The following is a 24593-nucleotide window of genomic DNA, read 5'->3' as shown; positions in this document are numbered from 1 at the left end:
CGGCGGCTTCGACAACTCCCGGCCCGTTCCGTCACACGGAGGATACCCGCATGCCCGCACAGGGTCCGGCAATCCCGACCACTGCGGAAGTGTCATCCCGCATCCGGCCCACGATCATGGCCATCCGCCACCTCGCCCCCGGCGCGGCCCGGGTACGCACCCACATCAGTCCGCGCGGCCACGGCTATGCAGCCGTGTTCGACCAGGGCGGCGTCCGGCTCTCCCTCAGGCTCGCCGACCGCGCGGCCATCGGACACTGGGTCACCCGGGCATTCCCCGGCATCGACTGGACGGAACCCCACACGCTCGACCTGGCCGCCGAACGCGTCTTTCGCAGCGCCGCCCCCGACGAGCCCATCGCGTCGGCACACACACACGCGGGCGAACGGTGAGCCTCGACCCGGAGGTTCGCCGCGGCGGGAACCTCCCCTTCGGAATGATCGCCAACCGGTGGATGTGCGATCCGAGATACTCCGCCAACGCGCGCACTCTGTACGCGATCCTGGTCAGCTACGCCGACACGCATTGCCGCGACACTGGCCACGGCAAGCCGTACCGCGGTGAACTCGCCCGCCAGCTGGGCGTTTCCGTCTCGACACTCGACCGCACCCTCGACGAAATGGAAGTCGCCGGGCTCGTCACCGTCGAGAAGCGAACGGCCCCCGGCAAGGCCGGACTCCACGACGCGAACCTGTACCACCTGCACGACTCCGGGGTCATGTGGCAGGACAACGGCACATGGTCGGACCCACTTCCATCCGGCGTACTCGCCGCCGAGATCGCCAAGTCACGCACCGAGGAACGACGGCGCACGAAACGCGAGGCAGGCGTTCCACGCAAAGGCGGCGTGCCGAAAGGGGTGAACACGCGCGCGCGAAAGGCACAGAACGCGGCGGTCTCGCCCGCAGCGTCGGCCACCAGCGCCAAAGACCGGCTCCAGCCGGAGGGTGGCGGCACCGGTGCTGCCACCTCGCGCACCGTGTCCGAACAGGGTCGGGTGACGGAGTTCGAAGCCGGGGGTGGCAGCGCGAGTGCTGCCACCCCCGGCAGCACGGATGCCGCCACCGTGGCAGCACCGGTGCCGCCCTGTTTAAAGAACCCTCACCAGAACCCTTCTCCAGAACCCGAGGCGCCCTCGGCGCGCAGCGCCGCTGACGCCCGAAGGGCCCCTCACCCAGGTAGCGCCCTCACGGAAACCGGCGGCACGGCCGCGGCCGACAACAGCACCCGCGAACCCCAGCTGACCCCGGACGTCGCCCACGTGATCACCGCGCTGCCGGACGACCTCCAGGCCCTGCTCACCGACATCACCGGCAGCGCCGCGCCGCTCACCCTCGTCCGCGCGATCGAACACCAATTCACCGAACGCACGCCCGCCGAACTTGCCGCCCGCGTGCAACGACGGTGGTACGCCCACGGGTACGCCGACAAACTCGCGGAAGGAACGCTGGCTCGCCCCGTCGGAGCCGCCGTCGCCATGGTCCGCGCCGGCACGTGCGGAAACGCACGCTGCGAGGACGGCACGGACCTCGACACACGCGCCGCCTGCCGAGCCTGCCAAGAACGCAAAGCCGACCGGCGGGCCGTACGCCGCCGCGCTGCGCCGCCTGCCCCTCGGCGCCAACTCCCGGTCTCCAGGACCGCCGCCGACGCGTGTCCGGGCTGCGGCTTCCCGGAGACGCACGGGCAGCCGTGCGAGGGCTGCCAGGCACGGAACGGCGATGTACAGCACAGCGCCCCCGAGCCCGCACCTGCCCCATCGGGCAGGCCGCAATCGGCAGCGGCGCAGGCCAATCCCAACGCCACGACGATGACCGACGACAGCGCGGCGCATGCGACACCGACACGCATTCCTGGGACCCGACGCAGCCTGTGCTTCTCGTGCCGGACGACGCCCGGACGCGCCGCATGGGCCGGGCTGTGCGGCCCATGCGCCGCAGAAGCCCTCACCCCAGGCCTCGCCGACACGGGCTGACCGAGCTCGGGACCGACCCAGCGCCAGCCTCTCCTCCCCCACAATCCGCCGCCACGTCAGACCCGCCTCGGACGTCGGTGACGCCTGTACGAACGGATTGATCCCCATGCGCCCGGAAGCCACTTACCCCCGCCTCGGCATGAGCGGCTGGCGTGACCGCGCCGCTTGCGCAACCGCCGACCCGAAGATCTTCGACGCCAAGGCCGCCACCGCCGCCCAACGCGCGAAAGCCTGGTGCCGGGTGTGCCCTGTCACCGCCGAATGCCTCGCATCCGCGCTCGTATGCGAGGACACCCACGGAGTCCGCGGAGGCCTCACCCACCTCGAACGACGCCCCCTCCACAAAGCCACCGCGGCGCGACTCGACATCGGCCGCGTACAGGCCGCCCTCGACGGCCACGACATCCACCTCAACAAGCGCGAAATGGCCGCATTGGAGGACGCCGCGCTCGAACAGCTGCTGCCCATCCCGCGATTGGCGTGGCTCCTCAAGACCAGCACCGACCTGGCCGAGAAACTCCACGCCCGACGACACGGCCACGACGACGAAAGCACCGACGAACCGGATCACGAGCCCGCAGACATGTTCGACCCCGGAGTCGAACACCCCGCCGACCGGCCTCAACCCGGCAACACCCATCCCGAACCGATCCGCACGACAAGCCAGGAGCCGGTACTTCTGCGACGCGACACCGTCGGATACGACCGCTCCGAAGCCGCGGCATGACGTCCACTCAAGCCCTCGCAGCAGCCCCGGCCGCGCAGCTCGGCGGCCGGGACCGGCTTGCGATCGCGCTCCTCGGCGGCGCGGCGTTCGCACAGTCCTTCGACGCGCTGCGGCAGATGGCGGCAGCCGTGCACGTACGCAGCCAACTCACGTGGCTTTTCCCGCTGCTGGTCGACGGATTCATTGCGTACGGCATCCGGGCGTTGCTCGTCCTGCGCGACTCGCGGCTGCGGGCCCGCGCGTACGTCTGGCTCCTCGTCGCCGGCGCGACCGTCACCAGTGTGTGGGCGAACGCGCTCCACGCCGTACGCCTGAATCAGCTGCACACCTCGAACCCGAACATGCGACTGGGAAACACCGCCGTCGCCGTGCTCTCCACAGTCGCGCCGATCGCCATCGCCGCCGCCGTCCACCTCTACATCCTCGTCACACGCGAAATCGCCGCCACGGTTCAGGCCGGGGACGTCGGCGTCCTCGGCAGCGACACGGCGATCCCGACATCGGCGTCAACGTCTCGACCCGACCAAGTGCTCCGGCCCGCCAACCACAGGGCGTCCACCGAGCCGAGTCCACCCGCAAAGGGGGCGGACGCGGACGGCCGTCGTAGGCGGTCAGGAGCCCTCCCGCCGGATGTCCCTTCCGTCGAACTCCTTCGGACGCCGGACACGGACACCAAAGTCGCGGAGTCCGAAAACACCGGTCGCCCCGCCGAGCCGTCCGCACCCTCCGCAGCGAGCCATCCTCCGAGCGGAGAATCCAAACCGGCCCCGTCCGACCGCGGACAGCCCCATGTTCCAGGTGCCCACTCGACTACCGCAACCCGAGACGGGTCCGAGGGGGTCCGCCGGCATTCCCCAGACATCGAACACCTCCTCTCCGTCGCCCGCCGGGTGCCACTGCACCGCGGACGCCCCAGTCGGCATGCCGTGGCCACAGCCATCCGTCACCAGGGACTGACCATCTCGAACGGGAAACTCAACGTGCTCATGGCCGTCCTGCGCAGCGAACACTGACCAACCCTTGCGGCGGACCTTCCTCCCGCCGCCCGCCCGGACGGGAGAACCCCAGTGCCGAAATCGACCCCCGCACCGCACGTGATCGAGGCGTGGCTGATCGCGCTCGTCACCCACAACCTCATCTCCGCCGCCTGGAAAGCCTCCGACGGTGGCTGGCTCGTGCAGCGCCGCCCGGGCGTCGCACTGGAGCCCCTGCCGGGCGCAGAGGAAGCGCTGGAGTTCATCACCAAAATCCAGCGCGAATCCCGCCCTACCTCAGAAGCGCGGATCGGCGCGTGACCAGCCCCGGCACCGGGTCATGCCGCGACAGCAGCGAGCGGGACCACGAGGGCGAGGCGCACAGCAAGCTAATGCGCCGGGATCCCCTTGGGATCCTCGGCGCGCTTGCCCTCGCCCAGGGGGGCGAGGGAGGGGATACCCACGCCCAGGCCGGCCGGCCTGGTCAGGGACCGTTGTCGACGGGTGATCAGGCTCATGCGAGCAGGGGAAGCGCATCTCGCGACCGTACGTACCCAGAGACCGAGCCCATGCAGACCGAGCGTCAGCGCCGTGTGTGCGCACGCTTGTCGACCGACGAACACGAAGCAGTGAAAGCCACCGCTGCAAGCGCCGATCTGACACCCGCCGCCTTTGCTCGCGAACTCCTTCTTCTCGCCGCTGCGAAAGGCCGCGAAGCCCCCAGCCGGATAGTGCGAGCCCGAACATCCGCTCCTCCGGAATCGGCATCCCCGAGGGTGCAGCCCCGCCGCCCCTACCGGGCCGCACACCGCGCACGGCGCGTCTGCGCCCACCTGTCGCCGCAGGAGCACGACGCGGTGGAAGCCGTCGCCACGCACACCGGGCTGACCCCGGCCGGACTCAGCGCCACGCTGCTGCTCGCAGCCGCACACGCCCACCGCGCCCACTCCGGAATCCGCCCGATGGTCGTGGTCGTGGAACCGCCCTCCCGCGCCGAGGACGCGCTGATCGAGGAACTCGCCGCTCTGCGGTCCTCCCTGGCTCGGATCGGAAACAACCTCAACCAGATCGCGCGCGTCCTGAACTCCGGGATCCTGCCGGACGCCCAAGTCCTCGTCCGCGACCTGGAGTCCGGACTCGGCCGCCTCGCGTCCGCAGTCGCCGCCGCAGACTCCGCGGCGCACCGTGCCGCAAAGAGGTAAGCGGTGGTCCCCGACATCAGCAGAGGTAACCGCACGATCGGGCTCCTCTTCTACCTGTTCGGACCCGGACGCCGTGACGAGCATGTCGACCCGCATATCGTGGCGTCCTGGGACGGATTCACGCCCGACCCCGGACGCCACCCCGGGGCGACCGTCCAGCAGCTCGCGGACGCCTTGGACCTGCGCGTCCGGCAGCGCGAACGCCAAGGACGCGGACGCCCCACCGATTACGTCTGGCACTGCCCCGTCCGTGCCGACCCCGGTGACCGCGCCCTCACCGACGACGAGTGGGCCACCGTCGCCCGTCGCATCGTCGCCGCGACCGGCATCGCCCCTGACCGCGACCCGCACGGCTGCCGGTGGGTCGCTGTACGCCACGACGACAACCACATCCACATCGTCGCCACCACCGTGCGGGCCAACCTGGCCCTCGCCCGCAACAGCTACGACTACCAGCGCGCGCAGGCCGAATGCCGGAAGATCGAAAAAGACTTCGGGCTGCGGCAACTCAATACCGGCGACGGCACTGCCGCGAAAAGGCCCACCAGCGCCGAACGGGCCAAAGCCGAACGCGCGGGTACCAAACTCACTCCGCGCGAGCAACTCCGTGACGCCGTACGCCTCGCCGCCACCGGGGCAGCGAACGAACGGGAGTTTTTCGCCCGACTACGACGCTCCGGCGTGCTCGTCAAGGAACGTACCGCCCCCTCGGGCGACATCACCGGCTACGCCGTCGCGCTGGTCGCCGATCGCAACAAGGACGCCGCACCGATCTGGTTCTCCGGCTCCACACTCGCCGGCAACCTTTCCCTCCCCAAACTCCGCGACCGGTTCGCCGCCCGTCCGGACGGCGAGAAAGCCCCCGAAAACCTGGGCCGAAGCAGCCCAAACCCGCCTGAGAATGCTGGCTTCGCCCATAGCGGTCGACCCGGCGGACACCGGCCACCCACACCGCTATCCCGCGCCGGCCGAGCGCGACAAGACGCCGCCGAGGGCCTGGACCAAGCCACCGAACACCTCAACGCGACCACGAACTCCCCCGCTGACGCCAGCCACCGGACGCTCGTAATCGACAGCGTCCGGAAAGCAGCCGCTTATGCGGCCGATATCGGCGAAGTCATCGACGCCATCGCCGAGTCAGAGCCATCGGGCACGACCCGAACCGACCTCAAGGCCGCGGCCCGCGCATACGAACGCGCGGCGCGGTCGCGGATCCACGCGGCGACGACAATCCAGCGTGCCCTCCGAGGCGCGGCCCGCGACATCATCAGCGCCGGCCCCGTGCGCCCCGAGGACGGAGGCGCCGTCGGCACCGCGCTCTCGGCCTTGGTCGTCGCCGTCATCGCCGCCTACCGGTGGCATGACGCGCGAGAGCACCTCCAACAAGCGGCAGCGGCCCGCGAAGCCGCCGACCATTTGTGGGCCGCATATCTGCGGTCCGGCCCAGTCACGGTGCTACGGACCTCCGTGCTTGCCCTTTCGGCCTCGGACCGCCGCCGTCACACACGGGCCTCTCTTCAGGCCCTGCCCGTCCATATGCGCAAGCGGGTCACCGATATCGGCTGCGACATCCTGGTCGCTACCCTCGCCGAGGCCGAGCTCGACGGTCACGACACCCGCGCGCTGCTGCAACAAGCCGTCATTCAACGCGAACTCGACACCGCCACCGATCCGGCGCATGTCCTCGCGTGGCGCATTCGCCGCCTCGCCGACCTTCCCGGCCCCAGCCCCCGAACGCGCGCGCAGCCCGCGAAGGCGACAAGCGGCACTACACATCAAGCACCCCAGTTCGCGACGCTCCGAGGGCCGCGGCGTCGCAGCTGAACGATTTGCCGGACGTATCAGGTCCATATCCCCGCTTCGGACCGGCGAGACCCGCACGGCATGCCCGCCCGTGGCTCCTCACTCGCCCCGACAACGAGTTGGACTGTTCGGCTCTCCCTGGTCCATGGTGTTCGTCCCCGACACCACCGGCCACCAGGGAGTGCCTGTGCGTAACAACGACTCCAATCACCCCGCCCCCTCCGAGGAGCCGTCGCCGAACTCGCATCCCCTGCCGGTGCCCGAGGCCTACGACCCGTCAACCGGTGCGCAACTTGCCGAGCAACCCGGGCTGTTGCACACCCACGACGGCGAACTCGTCATCTGTACAACCTGCGGCGCCGAGCGCGACTGGCTCCTCATCACCTACAACGGTTCCACCTGGGTCCGCTGCCGCTGCGGCAGGGAATGGCTCCCCTCCACCCCCGTGGACACCGACTCCACCAACGATCAGCGCCCGAACCGGTACTGGCCCACGCTCGACGCCGCCATCACGAGCCTCGGCTTCGACGGCGCATTCAAGGGGATCTACCTGAACTGACGAGCGGTCAGGGTCAAACGGTCGTGCCGGTCAACGCTAGGAGTTCCCGGACCTGCGGGATGTCGGCGTGCGGAGCCAGAGACTGCGCCAGGTCACCCAAACGCGCGGTGAGGCGTGGGGATTTGACGGCGGTGTGGGCGCGGATTTGTTCGACGGCGACGGTCGCCGCTTCATCGTGGGCTCCGGACAGTGCGTACAGGCGTGCGAGATCGAGGGTGACGACGAGTTGGTCGCGGGGGTACGCGTCATCCCTGCGCACCAAGCGGTGTTTCAAATACGGCTCCGCGGCGTCGGCGTCGCCCGCAGCAAGGAGAGCGCGCCCGGTGGAGCCGTCTACGGCTTCGGTGGACAGCCATTCGGTCCACCACGGCTGTTCCAGCCCGTCATCGGCTGCCCTGCCGAGCGCGGTGTGTGCGCGCTCCTGGGCGCGGAAGACGGCTTCCTTGTCCCGGCGTTGCCCGGCCACGAAGACCGAGCGGTCGGCGAGCACGGCCTCAAGGCGTGCGGGGATCGGCCGTCCGGTCGTGCGGGTCGCCACGGCGAGCAGGGTCTCGGCTTCGCCGTGATGCCCGATCCACGCCTGCTCGTACGCCGCCGAGGCCAGCAAATTCCGGGTGGCGTAGTCGAGTTCAGGAGACGCTTGGCCGGCTGCCTGCTGGGCGACCTTCAAGCCGACCTGGTACACCCTTTGGGAGGCTTGGTGCTTGTCGGCATCGAAGAGCATCCAGCCGTAGGTCTCCGACGCCTCGACGTAGGCGGTGAACAGCCGCTGGGCCTGGTCCGCGTCGTACGTGCTGCCGGTGATGGTGCGGGCCACGCCCTGCCAGATGGTGTTGGCCCAGTCGAGGCCGCCGGTGCTCCCCGTGGTGTCGTCCAAGTCCCGCAGCGCGCGCACCGTTTCCTCCATGCGGGCGAGGAGCGGCGCGGATACGCTCGTTCCCGGCCCTGGGACGGGTAGCGCGGTGGCCTCTCCGGGCATCAGCAGGCTCAGTGCCGTTCCGGTGACGGCCACGCCTCCCAGGTTCCTGAGAAATTTCCGGCGCTGCATTGGTTCTCCTTGGATCGAGTCGAGCAGGTCGGTCACGTCCGCTTCGCAGGGGTTGTCCACGGGACGGCCGGCCCGACGTCGGGGTCCTGACCAGCCGAGCTCGACGAGTGTCAGCGGTCGGCCGGAATGGCGGCGCAGCACCGATAACGCGTCGTTCTCGACGTCGCGGCACGGTCGTTGGCCGCGTACCCAGGGATAGGCGGCCTTGACGTGCAGGGGCGCGGCCCCACGTGCGGCGCGGTGCTCATTGATCCGGCGGATCAGTTGCTCCGGCCTCCAGTCGAGTTCAGCGAGCACGTCACGCAGGCGGTTGGAGGTGGAGTCCACCGCTCCCCCCGAAGGCTGGCGGTACGGGCGATCCGACGCACCGAACGTAGCACCGTCACGGGTGTGTCCGGGGTCTGTGCCGGCCCCGAGGTGGTGTAGCTACACCACCTCGGTGTCTGCACCAACTACTCCGACTACACCGTCTCTTCCCGTTCCCCACGCGAGGGGCGACGCGGTTGCCTGGAGCCACGCGTGCGGCGGAGCGGTTCCCTCTCCCCCGAAGGCCCGCCTGTCGGACGCGCGCTGCTCGACTCTTCTCCGCCGACGCGTTCGGCGGACCGACGCACGTGAAAGGGGATGCATGCCTTCGAACACGACAGCAGGCCGCGACCTGGACAGGGCGGAGAGCGCCGCTGCGCAGATGCTCGCGGCGATCGGTGTGGATCTGGCCGCTCCGGGGTTGGCGCGTACGCCGCGGCGGCTGGTCAACGCGCTGGTCGAGATGACCACGCCGGAAGCGTTCGAGCCGACGGTGTTCGAGCCGGTGGACGGCCACAACGGGCTGGTGATCGTCGACGGCATCCGGTTCACGTCGTTGTGCGAGCACCACATGCTGCCGTTCACGGGCACTGCGCATGTGGGGTATCTGCCCCGCAAGACGTTGCTGGGGCTGAGCAAGTTCCCGCGCGTCGTCAACGCGCTCGCGAAGAGCCCGCAGGTGCAAGAGCGCCTCACCGTCGCCATCGCCGACTGGATTGCCGAGCACTTGGCACCGGCGGGAGTCGGGGTGTTGATGCACGCCGACCACACGTGCATGACGCTGCGGGGCGCGTGCGCGCACGGCGCGCGGACGACCACGAGCGCGCTGCGCGGCGTTCTCCTGGACGACGTCGCAGCACGGGCGGAGTTCATGACGCTGGCGGTGGCCCGATGATGCCCGCGTCGGTTTGCGGGGATGTGGCGGGTGAGGTCGTCCTGCATGTCGGCGGACCGGGGTTCGATTTCTGCGCGGCCCACAGCGGCTTGCACGGCGGGGTGTTCGAGCCGCTGCACGGCCACGGGTACACCGTCCGCGTCAGCGTGCGCGGACGCCCGGCCCCGGCCGGGATGCTCGCCGACTTCCGCCGCGTCAAAGCGGTGCTGCGCGCGCACATCAGCCAGCTGAACAACCGCACGCTGATCGCCACGGCCGCGCCCGGCGTGGCCGTCAACGTCGGCGACGACGCCGTCCATGTCCGCGGCGGCGGGGCGCGGTTCAGTCTGCCGCGTGCGTGGGTGGTGCTGATGCCGACACCGGACACGAGCACGGAGGGGATTGCCGCGTACCTTCTCGACCGGCTCGCACCCGACATCCGGGACGCCGCACCGCAGGCGGACGCGCTTCGGGTCACGGTCGAGGAGTCCGGCACGTGCGGGGCCACGGTCGAGTTGCTGTGGTCGTGAACGCGCCCGGCACGCTGCCGCCGGGCTGGGACCGCGCCCGACTGACGGCCGCGCTCGGGTTGCTCCTGGAGGCCCGGCTTCGGAACCGGCCCGAAATCCTTCAGGTGTGGCCGGAGCACCCGTGGGACCGGTGGTGGCTGGCGATGCGCACGGGAACGCCGTTGACGGAGCTTCCGGCTACTGCGCCGGTGCTCACGCACTGCCCGGACTGCGTGGCGCGTGCCGCCTTATGCGCTGGTGAGCGCCCGCCCTCGCATCCCGGAGACGACGAGTCGGCGTGCGCGTGCCGGACCGAGTGGGCGACGGCGATGCGCGCGTCCGGAACGGGCGGAACCTGCCTGCCCCGGCCGCCGCAGCGCCTGACGCTGGCGCTGCTGAAGCCGGGTTCCCCGGCCGGTGCGTTGCGCGCGCGGCTGCGCGGGCAGTTCACGGAACTCGCCTGCAACGAGCGGACGTTGACCGCGCGCGAGTGTGCGCGACTGTACCCCGACGCGTACGGTCAGGGTTTCGTCGCCGAGCGCACCCGCTACCTCACCAGCGGTCCTGTCCAGGTCCTCGTGCTGCTCGGGCCACCGCACGCCGTCGACTTCGGCGACCGGCTCAAGCACGTCCTGCGCCTCGCGTTCGAGGCCGGTCCGCTGATCAACCACCTCCACATGCCGGACAATCCTGCCGAGGCACTGGCCGACATCGCCCTGCTCGCCGGCGCCGACACACTCGCGCACGTCTATGAAAGGTGGGAACACGATGACCGCCGGCACCTCGCGCGCATGGCGTCCTACCGGACTTATGTGGACCGACCAGGCCCCGGCACTCGCATGGCTGCGTCCCGACGCGGCGGGTGACGATGTGGTCAGTGTGCTGCCCCTCGGGGCCCCGCTCGCCTTCCAGGTGGTGGAGCCGCGGGTCTGCACCGGCGTGTGGCGTGCGGGCCGACGCCTGCCTTGTCCGACGCACGCGCCACTGCCCGCCGACATGAGGGGCGCCCGGTGCGCGGGATGTAGCGCGATGGATCGTTCGTCGTCGATCGCCACCGATACCCGCCTGGACGACCCGCGCCCGTTCGCCGTGTACCTCGCCCACCACGGCGACGCGGGCATCAAGATCGGCATCACCGCCGTCGAACGCGGCACGTCCCGGCTTCTGGAGCAAGGCGCGTTCGCCTCCGTGATCATCGGCCACGGCGCGCTGACCACCGCGCGGCGGTCCGAGACCGTCCTCGGGCGCGCGCTCGGGCTGCCCGAGCGCATCACCGCCCGCGCCAAACGCGCCGCCCGCCGCGCCCCGGGAACCGCAGAACAACGCACCTCGGCACTGCGCGAGACGCGCGAGCAGGCGCTCACGAACCCCGCCTGGCCCGACACCCTCCACAGAATCCATGCCTCGGCACTCGACCACACGACCACGTACGGGCTGTCCGACACCGGTATTGCGGACCACCGGGAACTCGCCCCGCCGACAGTCGGCGACACCGTCACCGGACGCATCCGGCACGCCATCGGCTGCGACATCTACGTGGAAACGCCACTCGGTCTCGTCCTGGTCGACACCCGATTGCTCGCCGGCTGGGGGCTGACCACACCCGAGCCGGACTCTCCCTTCACCGCCGCCCTGCGCGAACCCGAACCCACGCCGCAGAAGGGACCCGAAACCGATGCGCTCTTCTGACCCGAGCAACCACGCGCCCACCACTCGTACCCCCCGCACGGCCGCGCACAGCATCGTGCTGGAAGGCATGCCCGGTGCGGGCAAGACCACCGCGCTGCAGGCCCTGGGCCGTCGTGGACACCACACCATCGGCGAATACGTCACCGTCGACGGCACCCCCCTGGACCACGCCGCCCATCCCGACCACGAGCCCGACGCGCCGCACCTGGTCAACTGGACTCTCAAGGCCACCCTGTACCGCGAACCCACCTTTGGCGGACCGGTGTTCATCGACCGCGACTGGATCACCGCGTTAGCCTGGGGGCACTGCTTCGGCCGACTCCCCGAGCGCATCCGCTGGGCGGACACCCGACTGCGCAACCGGACGCTGCAACTCCCGTCCCGCTATGTCGTCTTCGACCTGCCGCCCCACGAGAGCCTGCATCGCCGAGGCAACGCGGTCGTCCCCTCACATCCGTGGGCCGATCCGGAAGTCCTCGCGCGGTTACGCGAGTTCTACCGCGATCCGGTCGGCACGGTCACCGCGCACGATCGCCACCTCGGTGCCGATCTGGCGAGGCTGCCCATCACCCACATCGACGCGACACGCACACCCGACCAGGTGCACGCCGAACTGGCCGCCGCCGTAGGAGTCCCGCTATGACCGGGCCGATCGTCGCGGTGGCGGTACACGACGGCTGGTACGGAGCCGGAACCGGCGCAGGGCGCTCCAACCAAGCGCTCCTCGGCGCCATCGCCGGTGCAATCGCCCCCGGAGTGCGCCTCGCGGTCCTGCCGGTCCGTCTTTCCCCCGGCAGCCCCGGCCATGACTCCCGCTTCCACACCGCCGCACGCGCCCAACTCGCGGCCGTACCCCACCAGGTCATCGCCCTCGACAACGGAACAGCCGGCAGGCACCGCTTCGGAGACCTCGCGGCATTCCGCCACCTGAGCCGGTCCGCCGCCGACGCTGTCCACGCGTTGGCATCCGACACGCCCCGGGGGCTCCTGATCGGCGTCGACCAGCCGTTCGTCGGACTCGGCACCTTGGTGAGCCTCGACACCTCCTGGACCCTGCTCTACCTTCCGCGCTCCTTCGCCGCCCACCACGCCGACCACGCCCGCGCCCGCTTCGAGGCCACCGGCCTTGACGGTTGGCGGGCACGCGGCGCTTGGTTCGGGGCCATCAGCAGCCACATGCGGGACATGCTGACCCTCAGCGGTGTCCCGCACGACCGCGTCCTCGACATCCCCGGCGGCCTGACGCCCGGCGACGACGTACCACTCACCCACGCGCCTGCCGTACCCCCTGCGGCCGAAGCGGGCTTCGTACTCGCGTTCGGCCGCGCCGAACCGTACAAGGGCTGGGACGACCTGATCGACGCCGCGCTCCTCCTGCGATCCCGCAGCTTCGCCATCCCGCACCTGCTGCTCGCCGCGGTCACCGACGGCGCCCCCACCGACTACCAGCGCCACCTCGCGGCCCGACTGAACCGGGAACGCCTCGACGCCACCCTGTGGACCCGCTACACACCCGGCATCCCCGGCCTGCTGCACCACCCCGGTGTGAAAGCCGTCGTCGTCCCGTCCCGCGCCGAACCCCTCGGCCGGATCCCCCTCGAAGCGTTCGCCGCCCACGCTGCACCGGTTGTCGCCACCACCGCCGGTGGCCTGGCCGAAACCGTGATCGACAGCATCACCGGGTACACCTGCCGCCCTGCGGACCCGGCCGACCTCGCCGACACACTCCGCCGCGCACTGTCGGCCGCACCCACCGACGTGGCCGCCCTGCGCGCCAATGGCGCGGCCCTCGTCGCACGGCGCGACTACACGACTTGCATCACCACCGCGCTCGCCGCGCTCGCCCCCTGGGCGATCCCGGCAGCAACCACCATCCCGTAGATGTCCCTCGCGACACGAGCCACCGCCGCTTCCTGCGCTCGGCCCGGCCCGCCCCAGCCCAGCATCGGGGCGGCCTCGCCGAGAGGGACCCATCGCCGGGCGTACACACGGCCGTTGTCAGGGTCCGGAGACGAGGGCCACCACCGGTCGAGACGAGCAGCGACGCGGATCTGCGCGTACGGCGGCTCCCCGTCGGAACAGACCTCCTGGAAACCGAGCCACACCACATCACGAACGGTGACGTCCGCTTCCTCCAGGACCTCCCTGCGCAACGTGGCCCGCCAGTCCGCGTCGAACGGCTCCGGTGTTCCGCCGGGAAGGTTCATCCGCCCACCACCGACATCCAGGAGCAGAACCCGAGCCCACGGATCGAGTACCCAGGCGTACACCTGCCGCACAGCAAGGGTCTCGGGAACCGCAGTACCGCCGTGCCATAAGAAGCGTGTCGTCACATGCAAAGGCTATGGCCCACGACCCGGCCAGCAGGGTTCCCTGCGCGTCCACCGACGGCACGGATGGCGACACTCTGGTCATGCCAGTAGTGTCACCTGCGGCCTCGGCGAGCGGGTGAAGGTGATGCCGCAATCACCGGCGGCACGGGCTGCGCGCCGCGACGGGCCGACAGCCTTGCCGGGGTCTCCGTCGCGCTGGTCTCACGTGGCCGCGACAGGTCATTCTGCGTACGCCTGCCTCGGTCGAAACCGCGTTCACGGCCGCTGTCCGATGCCGCGCCGACGGCGATCCTGTAAATGCTCGTCAGAGCACGCAGATGCTCTGCTGCCAGTTCCATGCAAGCGGCGTTCCGTTCCACGGTTGCACCCGACGACTGGAGAACTCCGAGGGGATTGATCCGATCAGGATGCTCGCGTGCCCGAGCAAGATCCCGCTCGATCCACCGAGCATAGGTGTCGAATTCCTCGTGCATGCTGTCGAGCTGGCGGGCGGCGTCTCTGAGAAGCCGTTGTCTTAGCGAACTTGGCGTCGTTTTATAGGACTTGGGTTCTCTTTGGAGTGGTCCCGCCGCTGAAGGCGCATGAAAGCAGGGCCTCTTGGAATCTCGGTGGTTGTCGAGACCGAACGAGATGTCCAGGAGGCCCTGTTGCCACGGTTGTACGCGGTTGCTGCGGGCGAGTCCAATCCGTTCAGCCGTGGGTGTGACTGTCTCGCACATGCGTACGGAAACGCGGGCGGTCGGCCGCCCCGGGCACGCGCGTACCCCTCGGACATGAGTGACGCGGAGTGGGCGGTGGTCCGGGCCGCGTTTCCGGTGCCGCGTTGGCTGGAGGGCCGGGGCGGGCAGCCGGAGGCGTACTGCCACCGGGAGATGGTCGACGCGGTCCGGTACCTGGTCGACAACGGCATCAAGTGGCGGGCGATGCCCGCGGACCTGCCGCCGTGGGACCGGGTCTACGCGTTCTTCCGCCGCTGGCGCGACCAGGGCCTGGCCGCCGAGTTCCACGACCGGTTGCGGGCGCGGTGCCGCGTCGCGGCCGGCCGGGCGGTGGAACCGACCGCGGGCAGCATCGACGCGCAGTCGGTCAAGGCCGCCGCCTCGGTGCCGTCCGCCTCACGCGGCTACGACGGCGGCAAGAAGATCAACGGCCGCAAGCGGCACATCGTCGTCGACACCCTCGGGCTGCTGCTCCGGGTGCTGGTCACCGCGGCCGGCGTCACCGACCGCGAGGCCGCCGCCCGGATGCTGCCCGCGCTGCGGGCCCGGCACCGGCACCTGCGGCGGATCTGGGCCGACGGCTCCTACACCGGCGACCTCGTCGACTGGGCCGACGAACACCTCGACATCGCGCTGACGGTCGTCAAACGCACCGACGACGTGCGCGGCTTCGTCGTCCTGCCCCGGCGGTGGGTGGTGGAGCGCACGTTCGGCTGGCTGATGCGCTCACGGCGCCTGGCCCGCGACTACGAAACCCTCCCCACCAGCAGCGAAACCATCGCATGGTGGTCGATGGCCATGCTCATGACCCGGCGCCTGGCCCGCCGGCACCGAGCACGCCCCCGCCTTGCGCCGCCGGCGGCAGCGTGAACACCCCCGGCACCCGTTCCAACAGCCATCCCCGCACCACCAGCCGCTTCGCCTTCGACCGCACCCCCTCCACCTTCCCCGGCACCAGCTCCAGGCCCAGCCCCCGGGCCAACTCCTTCACCCGCAACCCGGCCGCGTCCGCCTCTTCCACCAGACCCACGATCCGCCGGTAGTCCGGCGCGAGCACCGCCACCGACGCCCGCCCTCCCCGCCGCGGCACCACCGAACCCGCCGCCACCGCCTCGACCTCCACAGGCTCCGGCTCCGAGCCGGCCGCAGACGCCTCCGGTTCCGGCTCTCCCAGGGCCTCGGCCAATTCCGCGACCGCGATCACGCGACGCTCCAGCACCGCCTCGGCGTCCCGCAACGCGGCCGCGACCCGCTCCGCCTCCGCCCGCAGTTCCTCCACCCGAGCCCGGGCAGCAGTCTCCCGCTCCTCCAACAACCCCATCACCGACGGCACAAGCACTCCCGCGAAGAGACGACAACGATGCGTCATCCCTCCCGCACCACACACCGCTTCACGCCTGACCAGCGAAAACACACACCGAACTTTCGGAAAGACAACGGCTTCTGAGTTCGCCGGCAAGAACCCAGGCCACACGATCTCGATCCGGCGAATGGCGTGCATACAGTTCAAACGGGGATACGCCGAAGGTCTCCTGGATGTAGGCGCTCCCTCGCCGCAATTGCTCTTCGTCAGCTGCGTTCGGGATTTTGTGCCGCTCGTCGGCCACAGGTCAGGGTCTCCTCGACCGGGGATGCCGCAACGAGAGTTCGCGCGGAGGCTGGTTTTTCGCCTATGGACCAAGTCGCGGACGTTGCGGGCGAAGGTCCGCTATGAGGCGGAGAGTGAGGCGCAACTGTGAGTGGTCAACGGGTGGCGGGCCGCGAACCGCCGCGGGTGTCGTCTGGGCCGGTTCGAAACGAGGTGGGCATCGAACCGAGGCATTTCAACGCCTTCTCCCCTGCGCGGAGTTGGGCGTTCCGGGGAGGATTGATGGCTTCGGACGGAAGCCCAGGGACGAACGGCCAGGCTCTGGTTCCGGTGTCGCGAGCCGGATGTCCAGGTGGGGCAACAAGTAGCGGCGGATCGAGTTGCGAGTACGAATCACTGGAGCCGGGTCGGCGAGGGCAGCAGTGCACGCGGCGACGAGATGAATGGGGGTTTCGCCGGTGAACGTGATGTCGCTCGTGATGCGGCCTACGCCTATGGACGCGTGCCATGTGTAGGGGCCTGGGCCCATTTCCTCCCCGTACTCAACCTCCGAGCGGTTACAGAGAAACGATGCGTACCCGTCCGGCGAGACCAGACGCGTCTGGTTGTGCCTGGCCGGGGCGGGCTGCCATCCGGCCGCGCGAAGCGGACGCCAGACGGACGTGTCGACCGGCAAGGTCAGGTGGCGCTGTCCACGTTCGGCAGCAAGCTCAGCGATGACGGCGGTCGTGACGGCCGTGACCACTTCGACCGGTACCTCGGCGTCGAACACGGCCTTCCAGTCCAGCGGGGATACGGGCGAACGGCTCGCTGTGACGTGCCACAGCCCCGGCTCCTCATTTTCCGGCAGAAACGCGACCCGGATACGGTGGCACGGGCTGTGGGCGAAAACCTCGCCGTCGTCGCCGATGTGATGGACGAACCCGGCCGCGAACAGCGGCCTCAGGGCGGCGTCGAGATCGGCTCCGGTGCCGGCGAGGTAGCGCGGAGTCACCAGGAGGTCGCGCCACTGATCCTTGGTGAGGGCGTCAAGTTCCTCTGGGGTCATCGGCCGCGCCCGCTACGCGTGGTCGCCGCCGCAGAAGTGTGATCGAACGGCTGGGGCGGGTGCGAGAACCGTACGGCGAGAGCGGCCGGGGCCTTGCGGACCTCAGGTGGGACGGCTCGCGCTGTGGTCGCAGTCGTCGGCAGCACGCGCGCCGGGTTCTTCGTCTGGGAGTTTCCCGGTGGAGGTTCGTTGGTTCTCGCGTATGTACCCGCCCAAGCGGCGAGAGCGGCGAGAGCCGGCTCCACGTCGCGTGCCGCGTTGCTGAGGGCGTACCGACCACGCTCGACGCGTTCGAGTAGTCCGCGTTGCTGCATATCCTGGACGCAGTAGGTCAGGTGGACGTATGTGGCGTTGGGCAACACGGTACGCAGGTCCGGGACTTCCATCGTGCCGACGGTCCGCGCGACGGCGAGGATGTCGAGGGTGTTCTTGCCCATGATCTGGCCAAGTGCAATTTCCGTGGCATCGGCATTGGGCGTCGGACGCGCGTCGGTGTAGTGGGCGCGGGCCCACACTGCCAGACGTTCTTGCGCGGGCAGGGTCGCCTGGCCGGCGTCGCTGATCGTGTAGTGACTGGTCCTGTGGCGGATGTCGTGTGTGACGAGACCGAGTGCGCTGAGCTGGTTGAGGCGTACGGTCGCGGATGAGTTCGGCATGAACGGCAGCCCGTTGTTGAACTCGTTGCGGGTGAGGCCGTGGTCGCCGCGTTCGGCGAGTGCTTGCAGGATCCACGCTGTCCATCGCGGAGCCAGAACGCTGACCGCGTGCTTGGCGAGTGCGTGTTCCCGAGCGCGGAGAGCTGCGGCAACGGGCGCGCGTACGTCACCGGTGCGTGAGTTTTCGGGCAAGGGTTCCCTCCTGTTCACGGAGCAGGTGAAGGCGCCGCGCACGGTGCGTTCGTAAATGCGCCTTCGTGTCTTCGTCACCGGCCGCGGCGGGGTGTGGGGCGCGTGGTTGGGGCAGCCTCCGCGGCGGTTTCGGTCGCGGACGTTGCGCTACTTCGCGTACCGCGCGTCCGGGTGGCCGCGAGGTTGACGACCGGCGGGTTCGGGCTCGGCTCGGGCGCGGTGAGGCGCTTGTACGCGCCGACGAGGCGCGTGATGTTGTCACGCACGTCGTTGCTGCGGGCGACAAGCATGTCCAGCCGCGATGCGTTCATGTGGAACGCGCCGCTCAGCCGCAAGGGATCGACAGGCCGTTTTCCGGCGTCCATCAGGTCATCGGCCATCGAACGCAAATGCCGCCGTGCTTCGGCATCGTGGTGGTCCAGGGTGTACATGGCGGTATACAGCAGGACGGCGACCTCGAAGGCGGGCGAGTCTTTGGGGGTTGAGGAGAATACCCGGACGGGGTCGTCGACTTCGAGCAGACGACACACGAGGTCGGTACCGGCGGGACGTTGCGACTCGCGTTGCGATGTGGCGGGAGTTTCCGCAGGGGGTGATTCCACGGTGGCCTCCATGACATGGACGTTTCGGTGGTCGACATCGAGGTGGCGCGTCACGCCGCGTTGGCCACAGACAGGGTGGGCCCGGGCGGCTCCAGCAAGCGGTGGGTCTCGCTTCCCGCGCGCGTCCCGCACGCGGCGAATGGCCCGTCCGGGGCGCGGAGTTGCGCGAGTGTGGGGTCGAGGATGTCGCGGTGCCAGACCGCCATTCCCGACGGTCCGGCTTCTTCGTCGACATGCTGTCCATAAGCGAGCCACAGGCTGTGGAGCCGGGCGACCGCTTCGGGGTGTTCGGGCCATCGTTGGCACCAGGGCCGGTTCGCGCTGACTTCGCGGCCGTACGTGGCGAGGAGGTAGCCGTCCACCCAGTCAACCAGGCGCGCGAGTTCGGTGTCGTACTGTGCGCCGTCGAGAGTTGGCAGGAAGCTGGACGATGTTTCCGGCGTCGAACTTCCGGTCGTCAGATAAGCGGAAAGGTGCTCCTCGGGCTGCGGGATCGTCGCCCGTTGATCGAGCATCGTGCGTTGCACGCGGACGATGCCGAGTAAGGATCCGGCCATCGCGGCGAGTTCTTCGGGGTCTTCGGGTACGTCGTCTTCGTCGTCGACCGCGTACGGGTCCGCGGTCGGCAGGGACTCTGCAGGCGCACGGCGCAGGTAAGAGCGTTCCTCGTCGCTGTCCGTGGCGTCGGCATAGGGGAAATCGAATGCGATGGTGTCGCTCCCGGGAGTGATTCCGTCGGCGGTGTCACGCCGCAAGTTTGTATTGCGCGGTGTCACGCAGGCGTTCCTCGGCGATCGCGGAGTAGTCTGCGGAGATTTCGATCCCGATGAATCGGCGTCCTTCGATCAGCGCGGCCACGCCGGTGCTTCCGCTTCCGGCGAACGGGTCCAGAACGGTCCCACCAGGCGGGCAGACCTTGACGAGTTCACGCATCACCTCGACGGGTTTTTGCGTGATGTGTAGTCGGTCCTTACGCGGCTGCGAACCGACGTACAGGCCCGGCAAGTAGACGGGATTCCGGTCGGCGTCGACGGGCCCTTTCGAGCCCCAGACGATGAATTCGCAACTCTGTTTGAGGCGGCCCTTCTGCGGACGGCTTTGCGGCTTGTGCCATGCGGCGACGCCGCGCCAGGTCCAGCCGGCCATCTGCAGCGCGTCACTCATGGCGGGAAGCTGTCGCCAGTCGATGAAGACCGTGGCCAGGCCCCCGGTCGTGGTCACGCGGTATGCCTCACGCAGCACTTCCGCCATCCAGCGGGTGTAGGAACGCTGGTCCTTGTTCTCGTCGCCGAAGTCGGGCAGGCCGCCCGACTCGGTCGTGTATTTGGCGCGGGCGCTGCGGCTGGTGCGTTCGGCGCTGGTGCGACCGCCGGAGTTGTACGGCGGGTCGGTCACCACGGCGTCGACGCACGTGTCCGGCATGCCGGCCAGCGTCGCGAGGGCGTCACCGTGGTGCACGGTGTAGAGCATGGACGAGGCTTCTCTCGACGAACGGGCAGGGGTCCCGCGACGAGAAGTCGGGGGAGCCGGGGAACCATAAGTGACCGCGACCGGAAGAAACAACAATTCTCACGAATTGGCCGCGAAGAAAAATCGGCGGCCCACCAATCTGGAGAATCGCTTGATTCTTCCGGTCGGCGCGTCCTAACTTCCTCCGCATCACCAGCCCGCCGGACAGCGAGAGAAACACCGCACCGGCCGTCCGCGCCGTACGCCGCCGCTCGTGAATCGCTTTTTGACGGCGGTCCGTTGACTTTCTCGGAGTCTCCATTGCACCAGCACAGTCACGTGTCGCGACACGAACTCGTCTGCCGCGCCGCCCCGTTACCCGGACACGCCGCCGGTTCATGGGTGAAGCCAGAAAAGGGAACCCCACGGTGAAGGCAGGGCGTTGGATCGTGGCGGCAGTCGCCGCCGGACCGCTTGTCCTGGTCGCGCCGGTGATTCTGGTCTTGGCGGGCACCGCGTCGGGATCCTGCCAAACGCCGTCCGGCGGCGCGGCCGACGCCGAGATCCACCGGCTCGCAGGCCAGGTCGAGCAACTGTTGGCCGGTGAGGCCGGCGGCGTGCAGGTGCCCGGGCTGGATGACCCCGCAGTTCAGCTTCCCTTCGCGAAGACGGTCGTGGAGACGGGACAGGCACTGCTCATCCCGCCACGGGGCCAGATCGTCGCGTTGGCCACCGCGCTTCAGGAATCCGGGCTGCGGAACCTTGCCTATGGGGACCGTGATTCGCTGGGGCTGTTCCAGCAGCGCCCGAGCCAGGGCTGGGGTACGCCCGAGCAGATCATGGACCCCGTCCACGCGTCGCGTGCCTTCTACGTGGCCCTGATCAGGTTCAGCAACTGGGAGGACGTCAGCATCGGGCAGGCGGCCCAAGCGGTCCAGAAGTCCGCGCATCCTGATGCGTACGACAAGTGGGTTCCGCTGGCGACCGCACTTCAGAAGGCCATCGCATCGTGGAACTCCCAGTCAGCTGCGCCCAGTTCACCGTTGCCCACGACTGCCACGGGCGTTGTCACGCTCCCCTCCGCAGGGCCACCCGTCCAAGCCGGCCTTGCCGGCTGCCGGGCGAGCAGCGACGGCTCGCAATTCGGCCAAATCCCGGTCGGCGCGCTGCCCGAGGGATACGTCGTCCCCACCGACGCGCACTATGCCAGCCAGGTCGCGATCCGCTGGGCGCTGGGGCAACTCGGTACGCCGTACCAATGGGGCGGCTCGTGTCTCGACGCCCGGGGGCCGGACCCCATGGCCCGCTGCGACTGCTCCTCCCTCACCCAACGCGCCTACGCGGCAGCCGGGATCACGCTGTCCCGCACCACGTACACGCAGGTCGGCGAAGGGCTCCCCGTCTCCGTGGACCAACTGCAGCCCGGTGACCTGGTTTTCACCCGGGGGCCGGCCACGGCGCCCGAACACGTGGGCATGGTGATCGGCTCGGGCCTGATCGTCCACGCGTCCCAGACCGGCGACGTCGTACGCATCGCCACGGTCGCCGACTGGCGTACCCAGATCGTCGCGGCCCGCCGCATCGTCACCTGAACTCCCCCACCGGAGCCGTACTTGCCCCAGTCGACCGTCGCACGCCCGGCCACCGCCAACCCCCCTGTCGGTGACTACGCCGAGGCGGCGCCACCGCGACTACCCCCACCCCTTCCCGGGAGTCCCCTTGCTCCTCGCCGCTCGTCCTCAACTCCTCGTCTACGACCCCGGCGTCACGCCGAAGGAAGGCGGTCTTCCCGGCCTGCCGGTCCTCACGGACGTCGTTTCCAGCATCAACCTGTTCGGGATCGTCGCCGTGGTCGGCGCGTTGGTCGCGGCGGGCGTGGTGTGGGCCTGGGGATCGCACACCGGTTCGCACCAAGCCGAGGCCAACGGCAAGAAGAGCGCGCTCATCAGCGCCGGCGCCGCGCTGCTTCTCGGCGGCGCCAACGGAATCATCATGTTCTTCTCCGAGATGGGCTCGAAGATCCATTGACCAGACGCCCCCGCACCGCCCGTACCCATACGCGGCGCCGCCTGGAAGCGTTCGTCGGCGCTTCGCACACCGGCAAGATGCAACATGCCCGCATCGTCATCGCAGTCGGCGTACTGATGGGCCTGACGGTGCTTGCCGTCGCCGTCGCGTGGATCGCGTCCCCCGGCGACGCGGACACCACACGCCCCACTGTGTCCGTGAAAGCTCGGCCGCCGGTCTCGCCGGCTGCCGGCAACGATCCGGCACCGTCGCCACGCCTCAAGACCCGTGAACCGGTGGTGTTCGCCAAGGCGTTCGCGACCCGATTGTGGTCGTACGACACGCGGACCGACACCCACAGCGGTCACGTCTCCGAGTTGCTGAGCTGGCTCACCGACGAGCAGAGCTTCGCCGACCCGGCCAGTGTCACGGCGCGGATTCCCGATCCGGTGCTGTGGTCGCGCATGCACGACAACAACCAGTACGCCACGTCCGTGATCCACGAGGCGCACTTCCCAGCCTCGTTCACCGCCGCGCTCAACGCCGACCCCGGCCGGCTCACCACCGCGTACGCCTACGCGGTCACCGTCACCGGCAAGCAGACCACCTACTGGACCGGCGCCGGACCCGGCACCGACGGCTCGGGCGCGGAGGACCGCGTGGTGACGCTCGCTGTGCAGTGCCGCCCCGACCGCGATTGCGGGCTGATCGGCATCACCCCAGGGATCGCACCCTGACAGCACGGTCCCGGCCGGCCACCGCCCACCCGACCAGTCCGACCCGCACAGGAAGTTCCCCGTATGAGTGTCTGCGAGACACCGCTGATCGACGCCGTCTGCGCCGCCGTGGGTGGCCTGGTCTCCGCAACGGGCGAGGCCATCACGAACGCGGTCGGGGCGTGGATCGCTCAGTCCATGGCCGAGCTGGCCGGGAACTCCGCCGACCTCGCGGCCCGCGCGGTCGACGCGACCACCCGCGTCGACCTGAACGCGGCCTGGTTCCGGGAAAACTACGAACTGCTCCTGCCCATCGGCCTGGTCCTGCTGGTCGCGACATTCTGTGCACAACTGGTACGCGCCGCGGTCCGACGTGACGAGCAGGCCCTGTCCCAGGCGGTCAGCGGAACGGTAATCGGGATCGCCTTCCAGTTCGGTGCCATCGCATTCACGTCCGTCGCGTTGACCGTGGTCGACGCCCTGTCGACCGGGCTATGGACCGCCGGCGGGACAAACGTCGAGGCGTCCGTCCGCCGCATCATCCAAGTCAGCACATTCGGCGCGATGTTCCCGCTCGGCTGGGCGGTGGTCGCGCTGATCGCGTTCGCCTGCTCGATCTGCATGTTCATCTACTGGGGCATCATGGTCTTCCGCAAGGTGGCCATCCTCATCCTGGTCACCCTCGCGGTGTTCGCCGGGGCCGGCGGTGGCTGGGAAGCCGCGCGCCGCTGGCGCCGCGGCTGGGTCGAGGCGACTGCCACACTGGTGGTCAGCAAACTGCTGATGACCGTCGTGTTCCTGCTCGGCGTCACCGCCATGGGCCGCTCCGACACCAGCGACGGCCTCGCCGCACTCTCCGACGCCATGGCCGGAATCGTCGTCATGTGCCTGGTCCTGTGCTGTCCGCTGATCACGTTCAAGTTCGTCCACTGGGCCTGCGAAACGGCGGACGGCCAGGACCTCACGCTCGCGGCCGGTGCCGGCGCCCAATACGCCTACGGTGTGGGGCGGAAGACCGCACGAGGGTCGTCGAAGGCCACATCCGGCGCGCCGCAGGGCCCCGACTCCGTACCCGGCGCGGACTCCAAAGGCGTGGCCACCGGCATCCCGTCACCGGACGGCCCGACCCCGAATCCCTCTTCGCCGTCCCCCCCGGGCGGATCGGACCAGCACGGCTCCGACCACCGCGACACCCCTGGGGGCCGAACCAATCCGAGGAACGCGCCTTCGGCACCCGCGCCTGAAAGCCAGTCCGTGGAGGCCGGCCGATCCGACGGCCCGAGCCAGGACCCCATGGAACGGCCAGCCGGTCCGGCCCCGCGCGGCAACAACGCCCACCCGCTGACGGGCGAGACATCACCCCCGCCGCCTCCAGGCGTCGCACCCCCCGTCTCCCCGCCCCCTGCGGATCCCGGGACCGCACCAACGAGCATTCCTGTGCCGCGCCGCGTGCCTGCCTCAGCAGGTCCCACGCCCCCGGCCCCGACCGGCGGGACGCCCCTGAACACGCCGGTCCGACAGACCAGCCAGCCGGCCGGCCCGGTCGCGCCCCCGCCCTCCCCGTTCACCGGCAACTGACACCGACCGCCGGACCTTCCCCGGCACGACGCCCGACCC

The 24593-nt window shown here is 69.7% G+C and carries 28 protein-coding genes; 19 read left to right on the top strand and 9 right to left on the bottom strand.

Annotated elements, in window-relative coordinates:
• Positions 1-89: 89 nt before the first annotated feature.
• The 8 genes from LO772_RS29845 to LO772_RS29810 all read left to right on the top strand — a co-directional run bounded on the left by LO772_RS29845 (position 90) and on the right by LO772_RS29810 (position 7240).
• Positions 90-392, top strand: coding sequence for a hypothetical protein (locus LO772_RS29845; protein ID WP_231775129.1), 303 nt, complete (start codon positions 90-92; stop codon positions 390-392).
• Between the two features lie 44 nt (positions 393-436).
• Entirely contained in the window at positions 437-1975 is a 1539-nt protein-coding gene (locus LO772_RS29840; RefSeq protein WP_231775128.1) for a helix-turn-helix domain-containing protein, read from the top strand.
• A gap of 106 nt (positions 1976-2081) precedes the next feature.
• Positions 2082-2702 (top strand): WhiB family transcriptional regulator, encoded by a 621-nt coding sequence (locus LO772_RS29835; RefSeq protein ID WP_231775127.1) that lies wholly within the window; start codon positions 2082-2084, stop codon positions 2700-2702.
• Positions 2699-3715 carry a DUF2637 domain-containing protein gene (locus LO772_RS29830; protein WP_231775126.1) on the top strand — a complete coding sequence of 339 codons (1017 nt, stop codon included), beginning with the start codon at positions 2699-2701 and terminating at the stop codon, positions 3713-3715. Before LO772_RS29835 ends, LO772_RS29830 begins: the two co-directional genes overlap by 4 nt.
• Before the next feature lie 54 nt (positions 3716-3769).
• On the top strand, positions 3770-3997 hold the full coding sequence (locus LO772_RS29825; RefSeq protein WP_231775125.1) for a hypothetical protein: 228 nt from the start codon (positions 3770-3772) through the stop codon (positions 3995-3997).
• Between the two features lie 536 nt (positions 3998-4533).
• Positions 4534-4878: a MobC family plasmid mobilization relaxosome protein gene (locus LO772_RS29820; protein ID WP_231775124.1), complete on the top strand. Its 345-nt coding sequence runs from the start codon at positions 4534-4536 to the stop codon at positions 4876-4878.
• A gap of 3 nt (positions 4879-4881) precedes the next feature.
• Positions 4882-6702 carry a relaxase/mobilization nuclease domain-containing protein gene (locus LO772_RS29815; protein WP_231775123.1) on the top strand — a complete coding sequence of 607 codons (1821 nt, stop codon included), beginning with the start codon at positions 4882-4884 and terminating at the stop codon, positions 6700-6702.
• Positions 6703-6868: 166 nt separating this feature from the next.
• Positions 6869-7240 carry a hypothetical protein gene (locus tag LO772_RS29810; RefSeq protein ID WP_231775122.1) on the top strand — a complete coding sequence of 124 codons (372 nt, stop codon included), beginning with the start codon at positions 6869-6871 and terminating at the stop codon, positions 7238-7240.
• Positions 7241-7253: 13 nt separating this feature from the next.
• On the opposite strand, the gene LO772_RS29805 is transcribed toward LO772_RS29810, so the two are convergent.
• Positions 7254-8615, bottom strand: coding sequence for an XRE family transcriptional regulator (locus LO772_RS29805; protein WP_231775121.1), 1362 nt, complete (start codon positions 8613-8615; stop codon positions 7254-7256).
• A gap of 301 nt (positions 8616-8916) precedes the next feature.
• Here LO772_RS29805 and folE point away from each other — a divergent pair, with 301 nt between their 5' ends.
• The 6 genes from folE to LO772_RS29775 all read left to right on the top strand — a co-directional run bounded on the left by folE (position 8917) and on the right by LO772_RS29775 (position 13547).
• A complete protein-coding gene (gene folE, locus LO772_RS29800; RefSeq protein WP_231775120.1) occupies positions 8917-9489 on the top strand; it encodes a GTP cyclohydrolase I in 573 nt (190 codons plus the stop codon).
• Entirely contained in the window at positions 9486-9998 is a 513-nt protein-coding gene (locus LO772_RS29795; protein ID WP_231775119.1) for a 6-pyruvoyl trahydropterin synthase family protein, read from the top strand. The genes folE and LO772_RS29795 overlap by 4 nt, the downstream gene beginning before the upstream one ends.
• Positions 9995-10843 carry a hypothetical protein gene (locus tag LO772_RS29790; protein WP_231775118.1) on the top strand — a complete coding sequence of 283 codons (849 nt, stop codon included), beginning with the start codon at positions 9995-9997 and terminating at the stop codon, positions 10841-10843. Before LO772_RS29795 ends, LO772_RS29790 begins: the two co-directional genes overlap by 4 nt.
• 163 nt (positions 10844-11006) lie before the next feature.
• Positions 11007-11666 (top strand): DUF2797 domain-containing protein, encoded by a 660-nt coding sequence (locus LO772_RS29785; protein WP_231775117.1) that lies wholly within the window; start codon positions 11007-11009, stop codon positions 11664-11666.
• Positions 11653-12309 (top strand): AAA family ATPase, encoded by a 657-nt coding sequence (locus LO772_RS29780; RefSeq protein ID WP_231775116.1) that lies wholly within the window; start codon positions 11653-11655, stop codon positions 12307-12309. The genes LO772_RS29785 and LO772_RS29780 overlap by 14 nt, the downstream gene beginning before the upstream one ends.
• Positions 12306-13547, top strand: coding sequence for a glycosyltransferase family 4 protein (locus tag LO772_RS29775; RefSeq protein WP_231775115.1), 1242 nt, complete (start codon positions 12306-12308; stop codon positions 13545-13547). The genes LO772_RS29780 and LO772_RS29775 overlap by 4 nt, the downstream gene beginning before the upstream one ends.
• Here the strand turns inward: LO772_RS29775 and LO772_RS29770 are convergent.
• Positions 13472-13936, bottom strand: coding sequence for an NUDIX hydrolase (locus LO772_RS29770; RefSeq protein WP_231779782.1), 465 nt, complete (start codon positions 13934-13936; stop codon positions 13472-13474). The two genes, LO772_RS29775 and LO772_RS29770, sit on opposite strands and share 76 nt — an antisense overlap.
• 836 nt (positions 13937-14772) lie before the next feature.
• On the opposite strand from LO772_RS29770, the gene LO772_RS29765 reads away from it, so the two are divergent.
• Positions 14773-15588, top strand: coding sequence for an IS5 family transposase (locus LO772_RS29765; protein ID WP_231775114.1), 816 nt, complete (start codon positions 14773-14775; stop codon positions 15586-15588).
• Here LO772_RS29765 and LO772_RS29760 read toward each other — a convergent pair.
• From LO772_RS29760 to LO772_RS29730, 7 genes are all read right to left on the bottom strand, one after another.
• A complete protein-coding gene (locus tag LO772_RS29760; protein ID WP_231775113.1) occupies positions 15521-16087 on the bottom strand; it encodes a hypothetical protein in 567 nt (188 codons plus the stop codon). The two genes, LO772_RS29765 and LO772_RS29760, sit on opposite strands and share 68 nt — an antisense overlap.
• A 22-nt stretch (positions 16088-16109) precedes the next feature.
• Positions 16110-16325: a hypothetical protein gene (locus LO772_RS29755; protein ID WP_231775112.1), complete on the bottom strand. Its 216-nt coding sequence runs from the start codon at positions 16323-16325 to the stop codon at positions 16110-16112.
• A 216-nt stretch (positions 16326-16541) separates the two neighbouring features.
• Complete coding sequence (locus tag LO772_RS29750; protein WP_231775111.1) at positions 16542-17354, bottom strand: DUF317 domain-containing protein; 813 nt, start codon at positions 17352-17354, stop codon at positions 16542-16544.
• Complete coding sequence (locus LO772_RS29745) at positions 17351-18202, bottom strand: winged helix-turn-helix transcriptional regulator (RefSeq protein ID WP_231775110.1); 852 nt, start codon at positions 18200-18202, stop codon at positions 17351-17353. Before LO772_RS29745 ends, LO772_RS29750 begins: the two co-directional genes overlap by 4 nt.
• Before the next feature lie 74 nt (positions 18203-18276).
• Entirely contained in the window at positions 18277-18816 is a 540-nt protein-coding gene (locus tag LO772_RS29740; RefSeq protein ID WP_231775109.1) for a hypothetical protein, read from the bottom strand.
• A gap of 38 nt (positions 18817-18854) precedes the next feature.
• Positions 18855-19559 carry a DUF4913 domain-containing protein gene (locus LO772_RS29735; protein ID WP_231775108.1) on the bottom strand — a complete coding sequence of 235 codons (705 nt, stop codon included), beginning with the start codon at positions 19557-19559 and terminating at the stop codon, positions 18855-18857.
• Positions 19549-20274, bottom strand: coding sequence for a DNA-methyltransferase (locus LO772_RS29730; protein ID WP_231775107.1), 726 nt, complete (start codon positions 20272-20274; stop codon positions 19549-19551). Before LO772_RS29730 ends, LO772_RS29735 begins: the two co-directional genes overlap by 11 nt.
• 407 nt (positions 20275-20681) lie before the next feature.
• Between LO772_RS29730 and LO772_RS29725 the strand changes: the two genes are divergently transcribed.
• The 4 genes from LO772_RS29725 (at position 20682) to LO772_RS29710 (ending at position 24554) form a co-directional block, all read left to right on the top strand.
• Complete coding sequence (locus LO772_RS29725; protein WP_231775106.1) at positions 20682-21845, top strand: C40 family peptidase; 1164 nt, start codon at positions 20682-20684, stop codon at positions 21843-21845.
• Between the two features lie 127 nt (positions 21846-21972).
• On the top strand, positions 21973-22281 hold the full coding sequence (locus LO772_RS29720; RefSeq protein ID WP_231779781.1) for a DUF6112 family protein: 309 nt from the start codon (positions 21973-21975) through the stop codon (positions 22279-22281).
• 77 nt (positions 22282-22358) lie between these two features.
• Positions 22359-22997, top strand: coding sequence for a hypothetical protein (locus LO772_RS29715; protein WP_231775105.1), 639 nt, complete (start codon positions 22359-22361; stop codon positions 22995-22997).
• Between the two features lie 63 nt (positions 22998-23060).
• Entirely contained in the window at positions 23061-24554 is a 1494-nt protein-coding gene (locus LO772_RS29710) for an SCO6881 family protein (protein WP_231775104.1), read from the top strand.
• The last annotated feature ends 39 nt before the right edge of the window (positions 24555-24593 follow it).

Source organism: Yinghuangia sp. ASG 101 (genome assembly GCF_021165735.1).
Classification (GTDB): domain Bacteria; phylum Actinomycetota; class Actinomycetes; order Streptomycetales; family Streptomycetaceae; genus Yinghuangia.
The sequence above is the reverse complement of the archived record's forward strand: the minus strand, read 5'-3'. Positions and strand labels throughout refer to the sequence as shown.